Raw genomic sequence first — 21633 nt, 5'->3', positions numbered from 1 at the left:
TTAATGCTGATTGCGCTTCAAAGCGGAGATTGTAGGCTGTGGGCCCATTCGGACACCGTGCTCAAAGACTCGGTGCGTTGCGCGCCCGCCCCGTCGCGCAGGGATTTGACGGCCACCTGTCCCAAGGCCAGTTCTTCGGCCCCGAACACGAGGGCAAAACGTGCACCCGAGCCATCGGCCTTTTTGAATTGGGACTTCATGCTGCCCATGCCATCGCCAGAGCCGGCGTGCATTTGCGCCGAGACGCCACAGGCGCGCAAAGTTTGCAGCACCTGCATGGCCAAGGGCAAGGCCGTGGTCTCGGGAATGATGGCGTACACATCGGGCGCCAAATCGGGCAAGGATTCGCCCTGCTCTTTGATGAGCTCGAGCACGCGCTCGACGCCCAATGCCCAACCGACGGCAGGCGCGGGCTTGCCGCCGACCTGCTCAATCAGGTAGTCATACCGGCCACCGCCGCAGATGGTGCCTTGCGAGCCCAGGCTGGTGGTGATGAATTCGAACACCGTGAGGTTGTAGTAATCCATGCCGCGCACCAAGCGCGGGTTGATGCTGTAGGCCACGCCGTTGGCTTCCAAAATCGCCTTGACCGCGTTGAAGTGGGCCAAAGAGGCCTCCCCCAAAAAGTCGAGCAACCGGGGCGCGGAGTCGACCACACTTTGCATGGCCGGGTTTTTGGTGTCCAGAATGCGCAGCGGGTTGCTGTGCAAGCGGCGCTTGGCCTCTTCGTCGAGCACATCGCTGTGTTGCTCCAGGTGGGCAATCAGCGCGCTTCGGTGGGCTTGGCGCTCGGCCGGTTGTCCCAGGCTGTTGAGTTCCAGACGAACGTCTTTCAGGCCCAAGACCTTCCACAAGTCGCTGGCCAGCAAAATCAATTCGGCGTCGACCTCGGGGCCACCAAAGCCCAGCACCTCGGCGCCGATCTGGTGAAACTGGCGGTAGCGGCCGCGCTGCGGGCGCTCATGGCGGAACATGGGGCCCATGTAATACAGGCGCTTGCCGCCTTCGTACAGCAGGTTGTGCTCCACCACGGAACGCACCAGACCGGCCGTGCCTTCGGGGCGCAGGGTCAGCTGCTCACCGTTCAAGCGGTCTTCAAAAGAGTACATCTCTTTTTCGACGATGTCGGTCACCTCGCCCAAGCCGCGCACAAACAAAGCGGTGGGCTCGACGATGGGCAGGCGAACATTGCGGTAGGCGTAGCGGGCCATCAAAGCGCGCACCTGGCCCTCCAGCCATTCCCAACGCGCCGAATCAGGCGGCAAGATGTCGTTCATGCCCTTGACGCCCACCAGCTTCTGGGCTTTGGCCGTTTTTTCAGGTTTGGCGGTGTTTTCTTTCAGCGACTCGCTCATTTTTTCTCAGCAGATCCGGAACCGAAGCGGTTCTCAATGTAGTTTTCAACCAGCACCTGGAATTCTTGCGCAATGCCTTCGCCGCGCAAAGTCAGGCGTTTTTCACCATCGATGAAGACAGGGGCCGCAGGGGCTTCGCCCGTTCCGGGCAAGCTGATGCCGATGTCGGCATGTTTGCTCTCGCCGGGACCGTTCACGATGCAGCCCATCACTGCCACCTTGAGGTTTTCCACACCAGGGTAGCGAACGCGCCACACCGGCATTTGGGCGCGCAAAAAGTCGTCGATCTGTTTGGCCAGCTCCTGAAAGGTGCTGCTGGTGGTGCGGCCGCAGCCTGGGCAAGCGGTCACGCTGGGCACAAAAATGCGCAAACCCAGTGACTGCAAAATCTCGGACGCGATCACCACCTCTTGGGTGCGGGCTTCACCCGGCTGGGGCGTGAGCGAGACGCGGATGGTGTCGCCAATGCCTTCTTGCAACAACACAGACAAGGCGGCTGCAGAAGCCACGGTGCCTTTGGTGCCCATGCCCGCTTCGGTCAGGCCCAAGTGCAAGGCGTAGTCGGTGCGGCGACCCAATTCGCGGTAAACCGAAATCAAATCCTGCACGCCCGAGACTTTGCACGACAAAGCGATTTGGTCACCATTCAGGCCCATGGCTTCGGCACGCTGGGCCGACGAGATGGCCGACGAGATCAAGGCCTCGTACATGACCTGACGCGCTTCCCAGGGCTGGGCGCGTTGGCTGTTGGCGTCCATCAGATCGGCCAACAACTCCTGGTCCAAGCTGCCCCAGTTCACACCAATGCGGATGGCTTTGTTCCAGCGCATGGCCGCTTCGATCATCTGACCGAACTGCACATCGCGTTTGTCGCCCTTGCCCACATTGCCGGGATTGATGCGGTACTTGGACAGCGCTTCGGCGCACGCCGGGTAGTCGGTCAGCAAGCGGTGGCCGTTGTAATGGAAGTCGCCGATCAGGGGCACGTCGATGCCCATTTTGTCGAGCTGGTCACGGATATGCGGCACAGCTTGGGCAGCTTCGGGCGTGTTGACCGTGATGCGCACCATCTCAGAGCCGGCAATGGCCAGTTCTTTGACCTGAATGGCGGTGCCGATCACGTCCACCGTGTCCGTGTTGGTCATGGACTGAACACGCACCGGGGCGCCGCCGCCGACGGTGACCACACGCGAACCCCAGACCACTTTGGACTGGCGACTTTGGCGCAAGGTGGGCACAGCGATGGCAATGGCACTGGGCAAAATCGGGGGGGTGTTTGCGCTCATGGTTTCACCTCAAATCGGGCCGTGTTGACTTGTGTGTGCGGCTTCAGGTCAAAGGGCTGACCCTGGACGCTCAATTGGACAGCATCTGATCGCCCGACCACCACAGAAACCGGGAAGGCCACAGGCAAACGCTTGAGATCACCTGCGTTCAATACGCCGTTCCAGATCAGCTGTTTCTGCGCATCCCGAACTTCGACCCAACTCGTGTTTTGGGCAGAAAACACCAACTCGGATGGCAAGGCGACGGCAGGCGGCAAGTTGGCCGGCGTCAGGGCCGCAACAGGGGGCGGCTCCTGCGCAGGGGCACCCACCGCCGCAGAAGCTGGGCTGACAGGCTCCAGCACCATGCCGGCGGCCACTGCGGGGGCTGCTGCAGCGGGCTCGGGTGCAGAGACCGCAGGACGCAAGGCGTCCAACCAGGCCCAGTGCGCAGGATGGGGCAACCAGATCAAAGCTGCAATCAAGACCAACATGCCCGTGGCCATCCACCAAGTTTGACGGGATGCGCCCAGGCGTGATCGGCGCATGCTGCCCAAATCTGCGGGCGCCATCAAAGCCTGACGCACAGCGCCAGTGGACTCCAGATAATTCGAGGACATGGGCATCAAGGCCAAAATGGGGGCCGAGTCCACTCGCAAGTGACGGCACACACTGGCCGCCAAGCCGCGGGCGAAAACAGGGCTTTGATCGGCCATGTATTGATCGGCCTCTAAAGACTCCAACTGACGCACAGGCACCTTCAGATTCACCGACAAAACCGCCAAATGGACGCCCGCAGCTTGCCGTGCCGCCTTCAACAGTCCGCCCGCCGTTGTGGCAGCTGGCGCTTTGTCAGCTTGTGTGTGCTCAGTCATCACCAGACTCCTGGACCATAAAAGAGGAAGACGCCGGCGCGTGACCGACAGGCACCCAGCGAATGGTGCGTTGCTGGGCCATGCGGCTTTGCACCTGCGTGCGGTCTTTCACGTCACCGGCCAATTGGCCACAGGCCGCGTCGATGTCATCACCCCGGGTTTTGCGCACCGTGGTCACCAAACCCGCGTCTTGCAGTTGTTTGGCAAACGCCTGCACCCGGGCCTGGGGCGATCGGAGCAAACCCGATGCGGGAAATGGGTTGAAAGGGATGAGGTTGAACTTGCAACGCAAACCCTGGCGGGCATGCTTTTGGACCAGGTCAATCAATTGGCTGGCATGCTCAGGCTGGTCGTTCACGCCGTCGAGCATGCAGTATTCAAAGGTGATGAAGTCCCGTGGCGCGTGGGCCAAATAGCCAATGCATGCCTGCATGAGTTCGTCGAGCGGGTATTTGCGGTTGAGCGGCACCAGGTTGTCGCGCAGCGCATCGTTGGGGGCGTGCAAGGAGACCGCCAAAGCCACCGGACAATCGCCCGAGAGACGCGCCATCATGGGCACCACGCCCGAGGTGGAAACCGTCACACGTCGGCGCGAGAGGCCATAACCATGGTCATCGAGCATGGCGCGCAAAGCGGGCACCAGCACCGAATAGTTTTGCAGCGGCTCACCCATGCCCATCATCACGACGTTGGAGATGACGCGGTCTGGCGTGTTCAGGTGTTTGCGCAAAAAATGCTCGGCAAACCACAGCTGCGCGAGGATCTCACCGGTGGTGAGGTTGCGGCTGAACCCTTGGTGTCCGGTGGAGCAAAAACGACAGCCCACGGCGCAACCGGCTTGAGAGGAGATGCACAAAGTGCCACGGTCGTCTTCCGGGATGAAGACCGATTCGATGGCATTGCCATCGCCGACATCGAACAGCCATTTGATGGTGCCGTCGGTCGAGATGTGTTGACTGATGACAGGCAGCGCCGAAATGAGCGCATGAACCTGGAGCTTTTGGCGCAGAGACTTGGCCAAGTCGCTCATTTGATCGAAATCCGCAGCGCCCCGCTGGTGAATCCAGCGGAACAACTGGGTGGCCCTGAAGCGCTTTTCGCCCAGGCCCTCGCAAAAAACGGCCAAACCATCCAGATCAAATTCGAGAAGGTTGGCCGTCATGGGGGGCTGGGACGGGCTAGGGCCGCAACGCAATCAGCGTGCGTAAACGTTCAAGCCAGCAAAGAAGAAAGCGATTTCCACAGCAGCGGTTTCAGGGGCGTCAGAGCCGTGCACGGCGTTGGCGTCGATGCTGTCAGCGAAGTCGGCGCGGATCGTGCCAGCGTCGGCTTTCTTGGGATCGGTGGCACCCATCAGGTCGCGGTTTTTGGCGATGGCGTTCTCGCCTTCAAGGGCTTGAATCATCACAGGGCCGGAAATCATGAAGTCAACCAGGTCCTTGAAGAAAGGACGTGCCTTGTGCACACCATAAAACTGCTCGGCTTCGCCGCGCGAGAGGTGAACCATTTTGGCGGCCACAACCTTCAGGCCTGCTGCTTCAAAACGAGCGTAAATTTGACCGATGACGTTTTTGGCGACAGCGTCTGGCTTGATGATGGAGAGAGTGCGTTCGATGGCCATGGTTTTTCCTATTACAAAGTATTTTTAATCCAATTTTGCCCTGCGGCAAAGTTCACTATTCTAACCGCTGCGAAGCGGGTTTACCCCCCTGAGAGCGATGAACCCACAGGGGAAAGGGCCAGAACGCTGCCTCGCTGGCCAAGCCGCCGTCAACGGCTGCGCCCGCCTCGGCCCGTGCCGCCCGGAGCCTTTTTGAGGCGGTTAAAGCTTTCGGCGCCAATGTATTTGGCCTCGCTCTTGGGCGCGTCCGACTTGGCATGCAGGCCCGACCCACCCGGGGCTTGGTTGGGCTTGGCCGCAGGTTTGGCTCGCGGCAATGCGGTGCCCGCCCTGCCCTGCCCCCCCGTGCGGGGGCGGCGGTCGTTGCGGTCGGTTCTGGAAACGGGACGGGGCACAGGGGCTCTGGTGCGGTCCAAAGTGCCTGCGGCGCGCATCAAGGCGCGGATGTCTGACTCATCGAGCTCCAGCCAAGCCCCTCGGCGCAAGCCATGCGGCAAGACCATGGCGCCATAGCGAATGCGGATGAGGCGGCTGACCGCGTGGCCCACCGATTCCATCATGCGACGGACTTCTCGGTTTCGGCCTTCGGAAATGGTCACGCGGTACCAGCAGTTCGAGCCCTCACCGCCGCCGTCTTCGATGGAGCCGAATTGGGCAGGTCCGTCGTCCAGGTTGACGCCATCGAGCAGCTTTTGCTTTTCGTCCTTGCTCAAAGCCCCCAGCACGCGCACCGCGTACTCGCGCTCCAGACCAAAACGCGGGTGCATCAACTGGTTGGCCAACTCGCCCGAGCTGGTGAACAACAGCAAACCTTCTGTGTTCAAGTCCAAACGGCCCACCGACTGCCATTTGCCGTTTTGCAGGCGCGGCAATTTGCGAAAAACAGAGGGGCGGTTTTGCGGGTCGTCGTGGCTGACGATCTCACCCGCAGGCTTGTGGTAAGCGATCACCCGTGCTGGCGGAGGATCGATGCGGATGTGGATCGGTTTGCCGTTGACCTTGATTTGGTCGCCATATTGGACGCGCTGTCCCACGTGCGCCGCCTCGTTGTTGACCATGATGCGGCCCTCAGCGATCAGCTTTTCCATCTCGAGGCGCGAACCCATGCCCGCTTGGGCCAGCACTTTGTGCAGCTTGGGCGAGTCGGTTTGGGGCGCGAGAACACGTTTGCCCAAATCGGCGCTCAGATCTTCGCTCGCCTCTTCGTTGTCAAACTGGCCAGACACGACATCGGCCAAAGCAATCGCTTTGTAAATGGATTCGCCGGGCTCAACCGGCAGGGAGGAACGGGCTTGAGGCGCAGGACGCGGGCTCGTTGGGGGTTTGGACGAGCGGCTGTCGTCTTGAGAAGGCTTGTTCATGATGAGGCGGACTCTTCGCCTTGCAGCGGGCTGTCGAGAGGGTTAAGAGGGTCTTCAGAGTCCGCCACGATGGGCATTTCAAAAGGCAAAGCGTTGATGGCGTCTTCGAGCGACAAGGAGGGCTGAACGGGCATGGCGTCCACCAAGCCCGACAAAGCCGTGCTTTGGCCATCGACTTGGGACAACATGGGCAACTGGTCCAGGGCGGCCAATCCCAAATCGTCCAGGAATTGACGCGTCGTGGCATACAAGCCCGGACGGCCCACCGTTTCACGGTGGCCGATGACCTCGACCCAACCCCGGTCCTCCAATTGCTTGAGGATTTGAGAGTTGATGGTCACACCGCGAATGTCTTCCATGTCACCCCGTGTCACCGGCTGGCGGTAGGCAATGATGGCCAGGGTTTCCAACACCGCGCGGGTGTATTTGGGGGGCTTTTCGGGGTGCAGTCGGTCGAGGTAAGTGCGCAGTTCAGGGCGGCTTTGGAACCGCCAGCCACTGGCCACACGGATCAACTCCAGGCCTTTTTGGGCCCACTCGAGTTGCAGGTCTTGCAGCATTTGCCGCAAAGTGTCGGCCCCGAGCGCATCGTCAAACAGCACGCGCATGTCGCGCATTGACAAAGGCTGGCCCGCTGTGAGCAAGGCCGTTTCCAGGACACGTTGGGCTTGCGCCGTGTTCATGTGTCAGTCTTTCGGAAGAAGACGCCTCACGGCGTCGGAATGATGCCTCACGGCGTCGAATGGCCAGAAGCTCGGTGCGCTCTAGCGTGGTGGATTGTAGCTGAGGCCCCAATCGGCAAGGGCCTGAACCATGTCCAGGGGCAATTCGGAACGAAGGTCGATGGCTTGCCCGGTGATCGGGTGGACAAAGGCCAAGTGCCAAGCGTGCAAGGCCTGGCGCGCCATTCCGGCCGCCTTGGCACCGCCGTACACGGCATCGGCCAACAAGGGATGGCCCAGGTGCGCCATGTGCACCCGAATCTGGTGCGTGCGCCCCGTGTGCAAGGTGCACTGGACCCAGCAGCCCATTGCGTTTTGGCCCAGCACCTCGATGGTCGTCGCCGCCGCTTTGCCCGACTGGTAAGTCAAATCGACCACGGCCATGCGCAAACGGTTGGCCGGGTCACGGCCAATGGCCGCCTCCACCGTGGTGGGCGAAGGCGCCGTCCAAGGTTTGTGGGCAATGGCCAGGTATTGGCGCTTGACCTCGCGGGCCGCAATCAATTGAACCAGCGCATCCATGGCTTGACGGGTACGGGCCACCACCATCAGGCCGCTGGTGTCCTTGTCCAGCCGGTGAACAATGCCTGCCCGTGGCACATCCTTGGCCAAAGGGTCCAGGGCCAACAAACCGTTGAGCAAGGTACCGCGCCAGTTGCCAGGGGCAGGATGCACCACCAAACCCGCAGGCTTGTTGATCACCCGCAGGTGCGCATCTTCGTACACCACATCGATGGGCAAGTCTTCCGGGACAAAAGCCTGGGACTGGGGCGTGGCCCGCAATGTGACCTGCACCTGATGCCCCAAGCGGACTTTGGTGGACACCTTGGTCACCACACGCCCGTCGATCAGGGCATCCCCCTGCTCGATCAGCTGCTGCAAATAACTGCGCGAGAACTCGGGCACCATTTGCGCCATCGCTTTGTCCAGCCGCTGGCCATGCAGATCCATGGGCACTTGGCGAGTGCGCACTTCCTCGTCCGACACCTCGAGCGCACGCTCACCCTCGTCCATCAGGGCAGCAAGGTCATTCATTTCAGGGTCGGTCGATATAATCAAAGCGTTTAACAGTTCAAGGGTGTCACAGATGCGAAGCTTCAGATTATCGACGGTTCCCGCTGGCCTGGTTTTGGCAATCGGACTGCTTTTGTCGGGCTGCGCCAACACCGCCAAAGACGTCACCGCAGGCTGGACACCCGAAAAAATCTACGCCGAGGCGCGAGACGAAGCCAACTCTGGCGCATGGGACAAAGCCATTGGCTTCTATGAAAAGCTCGAAGGTCGCGCAGCGGGTACCGTTTTGGCGCAGCAGGCCCAGATCGACAAGGCATTTGCCCAGTACAAAACCGGCGACAAGATCCAGGCCATTGCCACCTTGGACCGCTTCATCCGTTTGCACCCCTCCAGCCCCGCTTTGGACTACGCCCTCTACCTCAAGGGCTTGGTCAATTTCAACGACAACCTGGGACTGTTCTCCTTTTTGACCCAGCAGGATTTGTCCGAACGTGACCAAATGGCGGCGAAAGCCTCTTACGAGTCCTTCAAAGAGTTGACGGCACGCTTTCCCGACTCCAAATACAGCCCAGAAGCACGCCAGCGCATGATGTACATCGTCAACTCGCTGGCCTCGTACGAGGTGCACGTGGCACGCTACTACGCCAGTCGCGGGGCGCATGTCGCAGCGGTCAACCGTGCCCAACAAGCCATTTCAGAATACCCAGGTGTGCCCGCTGTCGAAGAGGCTTTGGCCATTTTGGTGAGCTCTTACGACGCTTTGGGCATGAACACTTTGCGCGACGATGCCCAACGCGTTTTGGCCAAGAATTTCCCCAAGTCAGACCCTCAGAAACTTGGCGGCTTCAAAAAGGCGGCGCCTTGGTGGCGTCTGTGGTGAGCTGACGCAAGGTGTCCAAAAATTCTGAATGCCCGCTCAATCGGCGCATTTCAGGCAAACCTCGAACCAACCTGCGGCCATAGGACATCGTCGCCAAGCGTGTGTCGCACACCACCAGCACACCCCGGTCGGTTTCACTGCGAATCAAACGCCCTGCACCCTGCTTGAGAGACACCGCCGCTTCTGGCAGTGCATGGTCGGCAAAGGCGCTGCGACCCTCTCGGGTGATGCGTTGGCTTCTGGCCTCAAACAAAGGATCGCCGGGTGGTGGAAACGGCAGCTTGTCGATGACCACCAGTTGCAAGGCCTCACCGGGTACATCAAAGCCTTCCCAAAATGACGCCGAGGCAACCAGCACGCAGCCCGCGCGGCCCTCCCCTGCCCCCTCTCTGAAGCGCTCCATCAAGCGGCGCTTGGGGCTCTGACCTTGCACCAAGACCTCCACATTCGCAGCCGGGTCCAGCCGTGTCTGCAGGTATTCCCCAATGCTGCGCATGGCATTCAAGGTGGTGGTCAGCACCAAGGTTCTGCCGCCCAAGAGCTGCACCGCCTCCACGACCAGCTGCGCCACATGCCCTGCATGGCCGGGGTCACCCGGTTTGGGCAAATGCTCGGGCACATACAGGGCGGCTTGCTGCGCGTAATCAAAGGGGCTGCTGACTTGCATCACCTGTGCAGAGGACAGGCCGCAAGGCTCGGTGAACCAGCGCAAACTGGGCTCATCGCCGAGCGTGGCCGATGTGAAAATCCAGGCGCGTTGGCCCACCCCTGCAGCAGCCCCTGCCGTGTCCTCTGGGCCGTGGCGGGGGTCCCCGGCCATCAAGGCTTCGAGGGAGTCGGGATCGCTGGCAGGCGATTCGGCTTGGTCGCCAGGCCTGGGCTGCACTGGGCGCGTGAGCGCCGAAAAGGCCTGGGCAATGTCCAAGGGCGACTCCATCAAACGCAGCTGCGCGCTGACTTCGGCCCAACGGACCCCCTCAGGGTCTGGGGCTTGGGAAAACAGGTGCGCTTTTTGGGCCAGTTCGGTGGCCCGTTCATGCAAACGTTGGAAGTCGGGGGCCAACTCGGTGACCATGTCCAAACCCGTTTGCAACTGCCCTAAGGACCGCAGCACTTGCGCCAGTGCGCTTGACCAATCTTCTGGCTCAACGCCTTCCGGCATGTCCTGCGTCCAGCGCAAACGCACCGATCCCCGGTGCAGGCCTGCTGCCAAACGCAAATCACGGGACGCTTTTTCCAGTGCGTCCGACAATGCATGCCAATCCACCAAGCCACGGCCCAATTGCAAGCCAGTGGCCAACACATCGCGGGACAGTTCCAGCAATTGCACCGTCGACAATTGCTTGCCCAAGAAGTTCACGCCGATCTCGTTGAGCTGATGCGCCTCGTCAAACACCGTCACCCGCACGGTGGGGAGCAACTCCGCCACCCCGGATTCGCGCACCGCCATGTCGGCAAAAAACAGGTGGTGGTTGATGACCACCACGTCGGACGCCATGGCCTCTTTTCGGGCCAGGTTCACATGGCAAGCACGGTAGCTGGGGCAGCTCGAGCCCAAGCAGTTGTCGCGCGTCGAGGTGACCAAGGGCCACAACGATGAGCGCTCGTCCAAACCCGTCAACTCGGCCATGTCCCCCGTCCGGGTGGACTGGGACCAGCTTTCAATTTTGGCCAGGGCCCGCTGCGCACCCGGTTGCGCCGACTCGGCACTGTGGCGGGCTTGCTGCATGCGGTGCAGACACAGGTAATTGGAGCGGCCCTTGAGCAAGGCCACCCGAATGGGCAGGCCCAGTACCTCGACCAGGCGTGGAATATCCCGTGAAAACAACTGGTCCTGCAAGGCCTTGGTGGCTGTGGACACCAAGGCACGCTGGCCACTGAGCAAAACCGGCACCAAATAAGCATAGGTCTTGCCCACGCCCGTGCCCGCTTCCACGACCAACTGCCCGCCTTGCTCCAAGGTCTGGGTCACGGCCATCGCCATGTCGGTTTGCCCCTCTCGAGGCTGAAAGCCCGGTACCGCTTGGGCCAGTGCACCATGGTGCGACAAGGTGTCGGCCACCCTTTGCAGCAACAAGCTCAAGCGGGCTCCTTGGGATCGATCATCCATTGCAACTGGGCCATTTGGTCCCGCAATGCCAGGCGCCTTTTTTTCAAGCGCCGCAGCATCAACTCGTCGAGTGGCAAAGGGGCCATGGCGGCTTGGTCAATCAATGCGTCCAAGTCGGCGTGTGCCATTTGGCACTCGATCAATTGGCGCTGCGGTGAGCGCAGATCTTGCGACAGCTTGTCGCTCATGGTTGACCGCGATTTTCTGGCTGCTTGCCTTGCAGACGCAAGTCGCGCTGCTCGGTACGCCAAAGCCGCTCTTGGGTGTTCAACACCAAGTCTTTTTGCCGCAAAGGCTCCAGCGCGGCGCGGCGCACTTGGCGGGCGTCGCTCAAGCAAGCGTTGACGGCAAACTTTTGCCAACAGGCCTTGGCCGCTTGTTCATAAGTGCTCATGATGGCTTGACGGTCTTGATCGATCGCTTCGCGCTGGACACGGATGAACTCCGGCACGCCCACCAGACTCTGCGCCACGAGGAGTGGGCTGGCGAGCGAGATGAACAAGGCCAAGGTGGCGCGCGCAAGGTGTTTCATGTGATGTGGGTGTCCACCGTGCGGTGCGCCAAGGCCAAAAATTCGCTGGACTGCATCTCGTGAAGGCGCGAGACGGTTCGCGGAAATTCGTGCGAGATGGGGCCCGCGGTGTACAGGGCTTCGGGTGCGACCGCCGCCGACATGATCAGTTTGACGCGCCGGTCATACAGCACATCGATCAACCAAGTGAAACGACGTGCCTCGGAGGCCATGCTCACGGGCATTTGGGGCACGTTGCTGAGCAAGACCGTGTGGTATTGGGTGGCGATTTCCAGGTAGTCGTTTTGCGATCGGGGCCCACCGCAAATGGCACGGAAGTCAAACCACACCACATCTCCGGCACGGCGCTTGGCGTGGATGTCGCGCGCTTCAATGTGCAGCACCGGGTCTTCATCCGGCCCTGTGGCCAATCGGTTGAAGGCGTCGTTCATTTCGGTGTCGGCCTGCTCGCCCAAAGGCGAGTGGTAGAGCTTGACCATCTCCAGCGTACGGCGTCGGTAATCGGTGCCGTTGTCCACATTGAGCACCTGCATGCGCTGGTTCAACAAAGCGATGGCTGGCAAGATGCGGTCGCGGTGCAAGCCATCGGGGTACAGGCCATCGGGCTCAAAGTTGGAGGTGGTGACGAAACCCACACCGTTGTCAAACAAGGCCACCAAGAGGCGGTGCAAGATCATCGCGTCGGTGATGTCGGCCACATGGAACTCGTCAAAACAAATCAACTGGTAGCGTTTGGCCATGCGCTTGCCCAGCTCATCGAGTGGATTGACCGTGCCCTGAATGACCGCCAGCTCGCGGTGCACCTCGCGCATGAACTCATGAAAGTGCAAACGGGTCTTGCGCTCGACGGGAACGGCTGCAAAAAAACAGTCCATCAAGAAACTCTTGCCGCGCCCCACCCCGCCAAACATGTAGACCCCCTTGGGGATTTCAGGACGGCTGAAGAATTTGCCCAGCAGGCCTGAACGCTTGGCCTGGTAGGCGGTCCACTCCCTGGCACAACGCTCTAGGGCTTCGATCGCCCGAAGCTGAGCCGGGTCACTTTGGTAGCCGCGTTTTTGCAACTCTTCTTCGTAAACTTCACGAACGGACATGGGTGGCTTGCTCTTGAGTTCAATAACAAAACCCGGGACCAGGCCCGGGTTTGCAGGGATGCGGAACTTTACCCCAACTCACCCGAAACCACAGTTCCGGGCAGGTCATGGACTTAGAAGTTCAAGCTGCGCTTGTCCACGGCCAAAGCGGCCTCTTTGGTGGACTCGCTCAAGGACGGGTGCGCATGGCAAATGCGTGCAATGTCTTCAGCACTGGCGCGGAATTCCATGGCCACCACGGCTTCGGCGATCAGCTCGGAGGCTTGAGGCCCCACGATGTGCACACCCAAGATTTCGTCCGTCGTGGCGTCCGCCAGCATTTTCACCATGCCGGTGGTGTCGCCCAAGGCGCGGGCTCGGCCATTGGCCAAGAAAGGGAACGATCCGGCCTTGTACGCCACGCCCTCGGCTTTGAGCTGCTGCTCGGTGCGGCCCACCCATGCGATTTCGGGGCTGGTGTAAATGACCCAAGGGATGGTGTTGAAGTTGACGTGCCCGTGTTGGCCCGCGATGCGCTCGGCCACCGCCACGCCTTCCTCTTCGGCTTTGTGCGCCAGCATGGGGCCGCGCACCACGTCACCCACCGCCCAGACGCCGGGCAAGTTGGTTTTGCAATCGGCGTCCACCACCACCGCGCCGCGCTCGTCGAGCTGCAGGCCCACCGCTTCGGTGTTCAAGCCGATGGTGTTGGGCACGCGACCAATCGAAACGATCAGCTTGTCGGCCTCCAACTTCACGGCTTCGCCCTTGGCATTGGTGTAATGGACGGTGACGCCCTTTTTGCCGTTGACAATTTCACCGACTTTCACGCCCAGTTCAATCTTCAAACCTTGCTTGTCGAAAGCTTTTTTGGCTTCTTTGGCGATTTGCTCGTCCACAGCGCCGAGGAATGTGGGAAGACCCTCGAGGATGGTCACGTCAGCGCCCAGGCGACGCCAGACCGAGCCCATCTCCAAACCGATCACGCCAGAGCCGATCAAGGCCAGCTTCTTGGGCACAGCGCCCACGCGCAACGCGCCGTCGTTGGACAGCACATTGACTTCGTCAAATGGTGTGCCGGGCAAGGCACGGGCGTTCGAGCCTGTGGCGATGATGACTTGCTTGGCCGTGATGGCCTCTTCGGTCTTGCCTGCCACCTGGATGGTGTAGCCACCTTCCGCCTTGCCGACGAAGCTGCCGCGACCGTGGAAGAAAGTGACCTTGTTCTTTTTGAGCAGGTACAAGATGCCGTCGTTGTTTTGCTTCACCACGGTGTCTTTGCGGGCGATCATCTTGGCCACATCCATCTTCACGCCTGTGGCGCTGATGCCGTGCTCGGCAAAGTGGTGGTTGGCGTGGTCAAAGTGCTCGCTCGACTGCAGCAAAGCCTTGGAGGGAATGCACCCCACGTTGGTGCAGGTGCCGCCGGGCGCTGGGCCACCGGCCGCGTTTTTCCACTCGTCGATGCAGGCGACTTGGAAACCGAGTTGGGCTGCGCGGATGGCAGCGATGTAGCCACCGGGGCCACCGCCGATGACAACGACGTCGAATTGTTTGCTCATGGTATGGGTCTCTGGATAAAAAACGCCCCCTGGGGAGGGGGCATTCAAAACAAGGGTGATCAGATGTCGAACAGCAAGCGGGCTGGGTCTTCCAGCGCCTCTTTCATGGCGACCAGGCCCAAGACGGCTTCGCGGCCGTCGATGATGCGGTGGTCGTAGGACATGGCGAAGTAGTTCATGGGGCGAACCACGACTTGGCCGTTTTCCACCATGGCGCGGTCTTTGGTCGCGTGCACGCCCAAAATGGCCGACTGCGGTGGGTTGATGATGGGGGTGGACATCATCGAGCCAAACGTACCGCCGTTCGAGATCGAGAAGGTACCGCCGGTCATCTCTTCGATGCCCAACTTGCCGTCTTTGGCTTTTTGACCAAATTCAGCAATCTTCTTTTCAATCTCGGCAAAGCTCATCTGGTCGGCGTTGCGCAAGATAGGCACCACCAAACCGCGTGGCGAACCCACCGCGATACCGATGTCAAAGTAGCCGTGGTAGACGATGTCGTTGCCGTCCACCGAGGCGTTGAGCACCGGGAATTTCTTCAGGGCGTGCACCGCGGCCTTGACGAAGAAACTCATGAAACCCAGCTTGCAGCCATGTTCCTTCTCGAAACGGTCTTGCATGCGCTTGCGCATGTCCATGACCGGGGCCATGTTGATTTCATTGAAGGTCGTCAAAATGGCATTGGTCGACTGCGACTGCAGCAAACGCTCGGCCACACGGGCACGCAGACGGGTCATGGGCACGCGCTGCTCTGGGCGGTCGCCCAAGTTGACAGCGGGGGCAGCCACTTGGGCCAGCGCTTTGGTGGGCACGCCTGTGGGGATCACCGCAGCGGTGGACTTGACGCCACCGGCCACCGCCGAGAGCACATCGCCCTTGGTCACGCGGCCATCTTTGCCGGAACCAGCAACCGAGCCAGCGGCCAGGTTGTTGTCGGCCATCAGCTTGGCAGCGGCTGGCATGGCCACACCCGCCATGTTGCCGCCGGTGACGGCGGCAGCGGCGGCCACAGGGGCCGCTGCAACCGGTGCAGCGGCAGCAGCCACTGGCGCGGCGGCGGCGCCGACTTTGCCATCGGTGTCGATGCGCGCGATCAATTGCTCTGCAGCCACGGTGCCGCCATCGGCCACGAGGATTTCAGAGATCACGCCTGCGGCAGGTGCTGGCACTTCGAGCACGACTTTGTCGGTCTCGATTTCGATCAGGATCTCATCGGCTGCCACCGATTCGCCGACTTTCTTTTTCCACTGCAGCATGGTGGCTTCCGCCACAGACTCGGACAGTTGGGGGACTTTGACTTCTACGATCGCCATGTTGAATTCTCTTTAAAGGTTAAACGCCAGTTTGTTCGGTTGGATCACTTGGTCAGCACGAAGCCCTTGAGCTTCGCGAAAGCCGCCTCGATCAGTGCTTTTTGCTGGTCTTGGTGCAGGTGGGAGTAACCCACCGCAGGTGACGCGGACGCAGCGCGACCGGCATAACCGAGCTTTTGACCTTCCAGCATGTTCTCGTGGATGTTGTGCTGGATGAAGAACCAGGCACCCTGGTTCTGTGGCTCGTCCTGGCACCACACGATGTCGGTGGCATTGGGGTACTTTTTCAACTCGGCAGCGAACGCCTTGTGCGGGAAGGGATAGAGCTGCTCCACGCGGATGATGGCGGTGTCGTCAGCGCCTTTGGCTTCGCGTTGTTTGACCAAGTCGTAATAGACCTTGCCCGAGCAAGCAATGACGCGTTTGACCTTGTCGGCCTTGAGCGCTTTGTTCTCGGGGATCACGGTCTGGAAACTGCCTTTGGTGAACTCGGACACCGGGCTGGTGGCGTCCTTGTTGCGCAAGAGCGACTTGGGCGTGAAGATGACCAAGGGCTTGCGCAGGTCACGCACCATCTGGCGACGCAGCACATGGAAGATCTGGCTGGCCGTGGTGGGCTGCACGATCTGCATGTTGGTGTCGGCCGCCAGCTGCATGAAGCGTTCCACGCGGGCGGAGCTGTGCTCTGGGCCTTGGCCTTCGTAGCCGTGCGGCAGCATCAAGGTCAGACCGTTCACACGGCCCCACTTGACTTCACCAGAGGCAATGAACTGGTCAATCACCACTTGAGCGCCGTTGGCGAAGTCGCCGAACTGGGCTTCCCAGATCACCAAGGTGTTGGGATCGTTGGAGGCGTAGCCGTACTCAAAGCCGAGCACGGCCTCTTCCGACAGGATCGAGTCGATGACCACAAAGGGTGCCTGCTTGTCTGAGACATTTTGCAAGGCCACATAAGTGCCGGTGTCCCACTTTTCACGCTTTTGGTCGTGAATGACGGCGTGACGGTGGGTGAAGGTGCCACGGCCGCAGTCTTCGCCGGACAAGCGGACGGGGTAGCCACTGGCCACCAAAGAGGCAAACGCCATGTGTTCGCCCATGCCCCAATCGACAGGCAGGTCGCCTCGGCCCATGGCCGCGCGGTCGTCGTACACCTTTTTCACCAACTGGTGGGGCGTGACCGATTCAGGAATGGTGGAAATCCTTTCGGCCAAACGCTTCCATTCGGCCAAGGGGATCGAGGTGTCGCCGGCATCGGTCCACTTCTTGCCCATGAAAGGCGCCCAGTCCACCGTGAACTTGGTTTTGAAGTTGGTCAACACCGGTTCGGTCGTGTTCTTGCCTGCGTCCAAAGCCGCGCGGTAGGCCTTGGCCATGTCGTCGCCCAGTGTGTCACCCAGACCTTGAGCGGCCAGCTTGTCGGCAAACAGCTTGCGCGTACCGGGGTGGGCGCCGATTTTTTTGTACATCAGCGGCTGGGTCAGTGCAGGGGTGTCCTGCTCGTTGTGGCCCAGTTTGCGGAAGCAAACCACGTCCAGCACCACGTCTTTTTGGAACGTCATGCGGTATTCCAAGGCCAGTTGCGTGGCCAACACCACCGCTTCAGGATCATCGCCGTTGACGTGCAGAACCGGCGCTTCAACCATCTTCACGATGTCGGTACAGAACACGCTCGAGCGCATGTCGCGCGGGTCAGAGGTGGTGAAACCGATCTGGTTGTTGATGATGATGTGGACCGTGCCGCCTGTGGAATAACCACGGGTTTGGGCCAAGGCCAAGGTTTCTTGGTTCACGCCTTGGCCGCCGAAAGCGGAGTCACCGTGCACCAACACGGGCAGCACTTGCTTGCCCAAGGGGTCGCCACGGCGGTCCATGCGGGCACGCACCGAACCTTCCACCACGGGGTTGACGATTTCCAGGTGCGAGGGGTTGAAAGCCAGCGACAAGTGAACGGGGCCGCCGGGCGTGGTGACGTCCGAGCTGAAGCCTTGGTGGTATTTCACGTCACCGGCTGGCAGCTCCTCAGGAGCGGTGTGGTCAAACTCAGCGAAGAGGTCCGCAGGCAGTTTGCCCATGGTGTTGACCAACACGTTCAAACGGCCCCGGTGGGCCATGCCAATCACGACTTCTTGCACGCCTTGTGCACCGGCTTGCTGGATCAACTCGTCCATGGCCGCGATGAAGCTCTCGCCGCCTTCCAGCGAGAAACGCTTTTGGCCCACGTATTTGGTGTGCAAATAACGCTCCAGGCCCTCGGCAGCGGTCAAGCGGTCGAGGATCTGTTTTTTCTTGTCCGATGTGAAATTGGGCTTGCTGCGGATGCTTTCGAGTTTTTGCTGCCACCAGCGCTTTTCAGCCTGCTCGGTGGTGTACATGTACTCGGCACCCAGCGTGCCGCAATAGGTCTCGCGCAGCGCATTGAGCAACTCGCGCAAAGACATGTTGTTCTTGCCGAAGAAGGTGTTGCTGGTGTCGAACACGGTTTCTTGGTCGGCATCGGTGAAGCCGAAGAAGGCGGGATCGAGGTCAGGAATATTGGGGCGCTCGGTGCGCTTCAAGGGGTCCAGATCGGCCCAGCGTTGGCCCACATTGCGGTATGCGGCAATCAGCTGCTGGACGGCGGTGCGCTTGCGGCCCATTTCCAGGTCGGCACTGGCCAAAACAACTTTGGTACCACCGGCCTTGGCGCGTTCGGCAAAAGCATTGATGACGGGCTGGTGCGGCACATCTTTGGCGTTGGAGCCATCGACCGCGGGAACATGCTGGAGGGCGTCAAAGTAGTCGCGCCACGAGTCAGGGACGCTGCCCGGATTGGCCAAATAATTTTCGTACATCTCTTCGACGTAGGGGGTATTGCCCCCGAAGAGATGGGTGTTGCCTGAATAGGCAGAGTAGACGGAATTTGTCTCGCTCATATTTCGCTGACCTCCGTTTCCCTCGGGGAAACATTAGTTGGTGGATTGTTACCTTCCGCGACACGGCTGGACCGGTTGGCGGATGCGACTGTGGCAGGGGAAGGGCCTGAGTACAGCGCGCATTGTGCCATGCCTTGTCCGATGTCTAACTTACAGGTGACGCAGGGGAACGCGTGAAACATAAAAAAGGCCCCGACGGTGCGGGGCCTGGGGGATCAGCCTTTGATCAGATCCACGATCTGCTGCAAGGCGGCTGGATCGTCCATGGTGGTCAAGTCACCGGGGTCGCGCCCCTCGGCCACCGCCTGAATGGCCCGGCGCAGCAGTTTGCCGCTGCGCGTCTTGGGCAAGGCCGTGACAAACAGCACACGCGAAGGCCGGGCCACAGCGCCCAGCTGCGCGTCAACCACCTTCATGACCTCGGCCTCCAGCGCTTTGCGGGCGGCAGCATCGGTCAAGCCCGAGGTGTCCTTGGCGATCGCAAACGCCATGGCCACCTGACCTTTGAGCTGATCGGCCACACCGACCACCGCCACTTCGGCGATGTTGGGGTGGCTGGAAATGCTCTCCTCGATCTCGCGGGTGCCCAGGCGGTGACCGGCCACGTTGATCACGTCGTCGGTGCGCCCCAAAATGAAGAAGTAGCCGTCTTCGTCCCGCACCGCCCAGTCAAAGGTGCTGTAAACCAGCTTGTTGGGAACGGTTTTCCAATAGGTTTTGACGAAACGCTCGTCGTCGCCCCAGATGGTTTGCAGGTTGCCGGGGGGCAAGGGGCCCTCGATGGTCAACACGCCTTTTTGGTGGGCGCCGGTCAACTCTTCGCCGGTCTGGTCGTCAACCAGCTTGACGTTGTAGCCGTAAATCGCCTTGCCCGGCGAGCCGAACTTGCTGGGCGCTTTCTCCACGCCATTGCAAATGCTCAAAATCGGCCAGCCGGTTTCGGTCTGCCAGTAGTTGTCGATGATGGCCTTGCCGTTCAGGCCTTCGGAAATCCATTTGGCGGTCGGCTCGTCCAGCGGCTCGCCGGCCAGGAACAGGGCTTGCAGGCTGGACAGGTCGTACTTGGACAACAGCGCGGGGTCTTGCTTTTTGAGCACGCGGATGGCGGTGGGGGCGCTGAACATGACCTGCACCTTGTACTTCTCGACCAAGCTCCACCAAATGCCACCGTCAGGACGGATGGGCAAACCTTCGTAAAGAATGGTGGCCATGCCGCCGATCAGCGGGCCGTAGATGATGTAGCTGTGCCCCACCACCCAGCCGATGTCGCTGGTACAGAAAAAGGTGCCGCCCGGCTTGCCTTCAAAAATATGGGGGATGCTGGCGGCCAGGGCCACGGTGTAGCCCCCTGTGTCGCGTTGCACGCCTTTGGGTTTGCCGGTGGTGCCGGAGGTGTACAGCGTGTAGCTGGGGTGGGTGGATTCCACCCACACACAAGGCACGACCGCATCCATGTGCTTGACCCGCTCGGTGGCGTAGTCCACATCGCGCCCAGCCACGGGGGTGAAGGCGGCCATTTGGCGGTCCACCATGATCACATGGGCGGGTTTGTGGGCCGAAATCTGGATCGCTTCGTCCAGCAAAGGCTTGTAGGGCACCCCCTTGCCGCCGCGCGAACCCGCATCGGCGCTGACGATGACTTTGGGCGAAGCGTCTTCGATGCGGGTGGCCAGCGAGTGCGAGGCAAAACCGCCAAACACGACCGAGTGGATCGCGCCCAAGCGCACGCAGGCCAGCATGGCAAAAGCCGCTTCGGCGATCATGGGCATGTAAATCAACACGCGGTCGCCTTTGACCACACCCAGGTCTTGCAAGATGGCGGCCATGCGCTGCACTTCGGCGTGCAGCTCACGGAAGGTGTACGTTTTTTCTTGATGGGTTTCGGTCGAGACGAAGATCAGCGCGGGCTGGTCGGCCCGATCCGCCAGATGGCGGTCCACCGCGTTGTGGCACAGATTGGTTTGCCCCCCCACAAACCACTTGGCAAAGGGTGGGTTATGGTAGTCACAAATTTGCTGTGGCGGCACTTTCCAGTCCACCAACTTGGCCTGCTCGGCCCAAAAAGCATCGCGGTCGTTGATCGAGCGTGCGTGAAAGTCAGCAAAGCTGCCCATGAAAGTCTCCTGAATGCCAGCCAATAGGGATCCCGCGAGCGGGCACATCTTGGCAGGCACACCGCTCTTCTGAATTCATAATTATGGTGAAGGGACTTGCAAGAAGCTGACTTGCGCGGGTGCGCCCTTTGATCTGAGATATGCCCTGCCCAGTGGGCGCATCGCCCGCTCGCCATCAAGGCTCAGGCCGCCCCACCCTCGTCCCGAGGATGGGTGCCTGCCGTGGCTTCATTTGAAGAGCGATTGCAGCAGCTTGAAGTCCGGGTGCTCGGCCGTGCGCACCCACTCAAAAGCCACCATCTCGGCCGTCACCAACTCGGCCCCTGCACCGGCCAAGCGGTCATAGGCGGCGTCGCGGTTGCGCTCGGTGCGCGAGCTGCACGCATCGGTCACCACCCAAACTTCAAACTCGTCTTCCAGCAAATCGAGCGCGGTTTGCATCAGGCATATATGCGCCTCGCAGCCGGCCAGCACAATGGTTTTGCGCTCCTCAGCCCCGGCTTGGGGCTTTTGCAGGTGGCGCGGCAAACTGCGGGCATTGCCACGCGGCGCTGGGGGCGCTTCGGGTTGCAGCCATTCACCGAGACCTTCTTCAACGGCGCTGAACTGCATTTTGGCCAGCACTTGGCGGCAGTGGCTGCGAATTTCAGGGGGCATCTCACCCAAACGGGACGGGTTTTGCTCGGTGCCCCAAGTGGGCACATGCAGTGCTTTGGCCAGCGTGGCCAAGCGGGCCGCGTTGGCCCAGACCGCATCGGCGTCCCACATCACGGGCTTGAGGCGGGCCTGAAAATCCACCAACACCAGTTGGCTTTCGTCTGCATCGATCAACATAAGGGCTCCATTGAGAGTAGCCGTGATTGTCGCAGGCCCGCGCGGGGACACGGGGGTGCGCATCCGTTATGCTCAGCGCGAACATTCCCC

Annotated in this window: 18 protein-coding genes; 1 reads left to right on the top strand and 17 read right to left on the bottom strand. The window is 60.8% G+C overall.

The window, feature by feature from the left end; all coding sequences use genetic code 11:
* Nucleotides 1–17 precede the first annotated feature (17 nt).
* The 8 genes from hisS to B9Z31_RS14365 all read right to left on the bottom strand — a co-directional run bounded on the left by hisS (nt 18) and on the right by B9Z31_RS14365 (nt 8234).
* On the bottom strand, nt 18–1355 hold the full coding sequence (gene hisS / locus B9Z31_RS14400; RefSeq protein WP_100120251.1) for a histidine--tRNA ligase: 1338 nt from the start codon (nt 1353–1355) through the stop codon (nt 18–20).
* Nucleotides 1352–2641, bottom strand: a complete 1290-nt coding sequence (gene ispG, locus B9Z31_RS14395) for a flavodoxin-dependent (E)-4-hydroxy-3-methylbut-2-enyl-diphosphate synthase (protein ID WP_100120250.1) — start codon at nt 2639–2641, stop codon at nt 1352–1354. Before ispG ends, hisS begins: the two co-directional genes overlap by 4 nt.
* Nucleotides 2638–3495 carry a helix-turn-helix domain-containing protein gene (locus tag B9Z31_RS14390; protein WP_100120249.1) on the bottom strand — a complete coding sequence of 286 codons (858 nt, stop codon included), beginning with the start codon at nt 3493–3495 and terminating at the stop codon, nt 2638–2640. The genes ispG and B9Z31_RS14390 overlap by 4 nt, the downstream gene beginning before the upstream one ends.
* Complete coding sequence (gene rlmN / locus B9Z31_RS14385) at nt 3488–4657, bottom strand: 23S rRNA (adenine(2503)-C(2))-methyltransferase RlmN (protein ID WP_100120248.1); 1170 nt, start codon at nt 4655–4657, stop codon at nt 3488–3490. Before rlmN ends, B9Z31_RS14390 begins: the two co-directional genes overlap by 8 nt.
* 33 nt (nt 4658–4690) lie before the next feature.
* Entirely contained in the window at nt 4691–5116 is a 426-nt protein-coding gene (ndk, locus tag B9Z31_RS14380; RefSeq protein WP_019427923.1) for a nucleoside-diphosphate kinase, read from the bottom strand.
* A 149-nt stretch (nt 5117–5265) separates the two neighbouring features.
* The gene (locus tag B9Z31_RS14375) at nt 5266–6477 is read right to left on the bottom strand and encodes a pseudouridine synthase (protein WP_100120247.1); all 1212 of its coding nucleotides are present in this window, start codon (nt 6475–6477) and stop codon (nt 5266–5268) included.
* Entirely contained in the window at nt 6474–7160 is a 687-nt protein-coding gene (scpB, locus tag B9Z31_RS14370) for an SMC-Scp complex subunit ScpB (protein ID WP_100120246.1), read from the bottom strand. Before scpB ends, B9Z31_RS14375 begins: the two co-directional genes overlap by 4 nt.
* Nucleotides 7161–7241: 81 nt before the next feature.
* Nucleotides 7242–8234 carry an RluA family pseudouridine synthase gene (locus B9Z31_RS14365; protein ID WP_100120245.1) on the bottom strand — a complete coding sequence of 331 codons (993 nt, stop codon included), beginning with the start codon at nt 8232–8234 and terminating at the stop codon, nt 7242–7244.
* Nucleotides 8235–8286: 52 nt separating this feature from the next.
* On the opposite strand from B9Z31_RS14365, the gene B9Z31_RS14360 reads away from it, so the two are divergent.
* Nucleotides 8287–9093 (top strand): outer membrane protein assembly factor BamD, encoded by an 807-nt coding sequence (locus B9Z31_RS14360; protein ID WP_100120244.1) that lies wholly within the window; start codon nt 8287–8289, stop codon nt 9091–9093.
* On the opposite strand, the gene B9Z31_RS14355 is transcribed toward B9Z31_RS14360, so the two are convergent.
* The 9 genes from B9Z31_RS14355 to B9Z31_RS14315 form a co-directional block, all read right to left on the bottom strand.
* Nucleotides 9059–11203, bottom strand: coding sequence for an ATP-dependent DNA helicase (locus B9Z31_RS14355; protein WP_369804713.1), 2145 nt, complete (start codon nt 11201–11203; stop codon nt 9059–9061). The genes B9Z31_RS14360 and B9Z31_RS14355 overlap by 35 nt on opposite strands.
* Nucleotides 11173–11379, bottom strand: a complete 207-nt coding sequence (locus B9Z31_RS14350) for a YdcH family protein (protein ID WP_100120320.1) — start codon at nt 11377–11379, stop codon at nt 11173–11175. Before B9Z31_RS14350 ends, B9Z31_RS14355 begins: the two co-directional genes overlap by 31 nt.
* An 8-nt stretch (nt 11380–11387) precedes the next feature.
* Nucleotides 11388–11735 carry a hypothetical protein gene (locus tag B9Z31_RS14345; protein WP_100120242.1) on the bottom strand — a complete coding sequence of 116 codons (348 nt, stop codon included), beginning with the start codon at nt 11733–11735 and terminating at the stop codon, nt 11388–11390.
* On the bottom strand, nt 11732–12829 hold the full coding sequence (zapE, locus tag B9Z31_RS14340; RefSeq protein ID WP_100120241.1) for a cell division protein ZapE: 1098 nt from the start codon (nt 12827–12829) through the stop codon (nt 11732–11734). The genes B9Z31_RS14345 and zapE overlap by 4 nt, the downstream gene beginning before the upstream one ends.
* 113 nt (nt 12830–12942) lie before the next feature.
* Nucleotides 12943–14370, bottom strand: a complete 1428-nt coding sequence (gene lpdA, locus B9Z31_RS14335; protein WP_100120240.1) for a dihydrolipoyl dehydrogenase — start codon at nt 14368–14370, stop codon at nt 12943–12945.
* A 59-nt stretch (nt 14371–14429) separates the two neighbouring features.
* The gene (odhB, locus tag B9Z31_RS14330) at nt 14430–15683 is read right to left on the bottom strand and encodes a 2-oxoglutarate dehydrogenase complex dihydrolipoyllysine-residue succinyltransferase (protein WP_100120239.1); all 1254 of its coding nucleotides are present in this window, start codon (nt 15681–15683) and stop codon (nt 14430–14432) included.
* A 44-nt stretch (nt 15684–15727) separates the two neighbouring features.
* A complete protein-coding gene (locus B9Z31_RS14325) occupies nt 15728–18595 on the bottom strand; it encodes a 2-oxoglutarate dehydrogenase E1 component (RefSeq protein WP_100120238.1) in 2868 nt (955 codons plus the stop codon).
* Nucleotides 18596–18810: 215 nt separating this feature from the next.
* Nucleotides 18811–20709 (bottom strand): propionate--CoA ligase, encoded by a 1899-nt coding sequence (locus B9Z31_RS14320; protein WP_100120237.1) that lies wholly within the window; start codon nt 20707–20709, stop codon nt 18811–18813.
* 228 nt (nt 20710–20937) lie between these two features.
* Entirely contained in the window at nt 20938–21543 is a 606-nt protein-coding gene (locus B9Z31_RS14315; protein WP_100120236.1) for an isochorismatase family protein, read from the bottom strand.
* Between the last annotated feature and the right edge of the window lie 90 nt (nt 21544–21633).

It is taken from the genome of Limnohabitans sp. G3-2 (assembly GCF_002778275.1).
Taxonomy (GTDB): domain Bacteria; phylum Pseudomonadota; class Gammaproteobacteria; order Burkholderiales; family Burkholderiaceae_C; genus Limnohabitans_A.
Note: the sequence above shows the minus strand (reverse complement) of the source record. Positions and strands in the feature narration are given on the sequence as shown.

Coding starts and splice junctions, on each gene's coding strand:
- hisS (WP_100120251.1), bottom strand. CDS start 1,355: ATGAGCGAGTCGCTGAAAGAAAACACCGCCAAACCTGAAAAAACGGCC.
- ispG (WP_100120250.1), bottom strand. CDS start 2,641: ATGAGCGCAAACACCCCCCCGATTTTGCCCAGTGCCATTGCCATCGCT.
- B9Z31_RS14390 (WP_100120249.1), bottom strand. CDS start 3,495: ATGACTGAGCACACACAAGCTGACAAAGCGCCAGCTGCCACAACGGCG.
- rlmN (WP_100120248.1), bottom strand. CDS start 4,657: ATGACGGCCAACCTTCTCGAATTTGATCTGGATGGTTTGGCCGTTTTT.
- ndk (WP_019427923.1), bottom strand. CDS start 5,116: ATGGCCATCGAACGCACTCTCTCCATCATCAAGCCAGACGCTGTCGCC.
- B9Z31_RS14375 (WP_100120247.1), bottom strand. CDS start 6,477: ATGAACAAGCCTTCTCAAGACGACAGCCGCTCGTCCAAACCCCCAACG.
- scpB (WP_100120246.1), bottom strand. CDS start 7,160: ATGAACACGGCGCAAGCCCAACGTGTCCTGGAAACGGCCTTGCTCACA.
- B9Z31_RS14365 (WP_100120245.1), bottom strand. CDS start 8,234: ATGAATGACCTTGCTGCCCTGATGGACGAGGGTGAGCGTGCGCTCGAG.
- B9Z31_RS14360 (WP_100120244.1), top strand. CDS start 8,287: ATGCGAAGCTTCAGATTATCGACGGTTCCCGCTGGCCTGGTTTTGGCA.
- B9Z31_RS14355 (WP_369804713.1), bottom strand. CDS start 11,203: ATGGATGATCGATCCCAAGGAGCCCGCTTGAGCTTGTTGCTGCAAAGG.
- B9Z31_RS14345 (WP_100120242.1), bottom strand. CDS start 11,735: ATGAAACACCTTGCGCGCGCCACCTTGGCCTTGTTCATCTCGCTCGCC.
- zapE (WP_100120241.1), bottom strand. CDS start 12,829: ATGTCCGTTCGTGAAGTTTACGAAGAAGAGTTGCAAAAACGCGGCTAC.
- lpdA (WP_100120240.1), bottom strand. CDS start 14,370: ATGAGCAAACAATTCGACGTCGTTGTCATCGGCGGTGGCCCCGGTGGC.
- odhB (WP_100120239.1), bottom strand. CDS start 15,683: ATGGCGATCGTAGAAGTCAAAGTCCCCCAACTGTCCGAGTCTGTGGCG.
- B9Z31_RS14325 (WP_100120238.1), bottom strand. CDS start 18,595: ATGAGCGAGACAAATTCCGTCTACTCTGCCTATTCAGGCAACACCCAT.
- B9Z31_RS14320 (WP_100120237.1), bottom strand. CDS start 20,709: ATGGGCAGCTTTGCTGACTTTCACGCACGCTCGATCAACGACCGCGAT.
- B9Z31_RS14315 (WP_100120236.1), bottom strand. CDS start 21,543: ATGTTGATCGATGCAGACGAAAGCCAACTGGTGTTGGTGGATTTTCAG.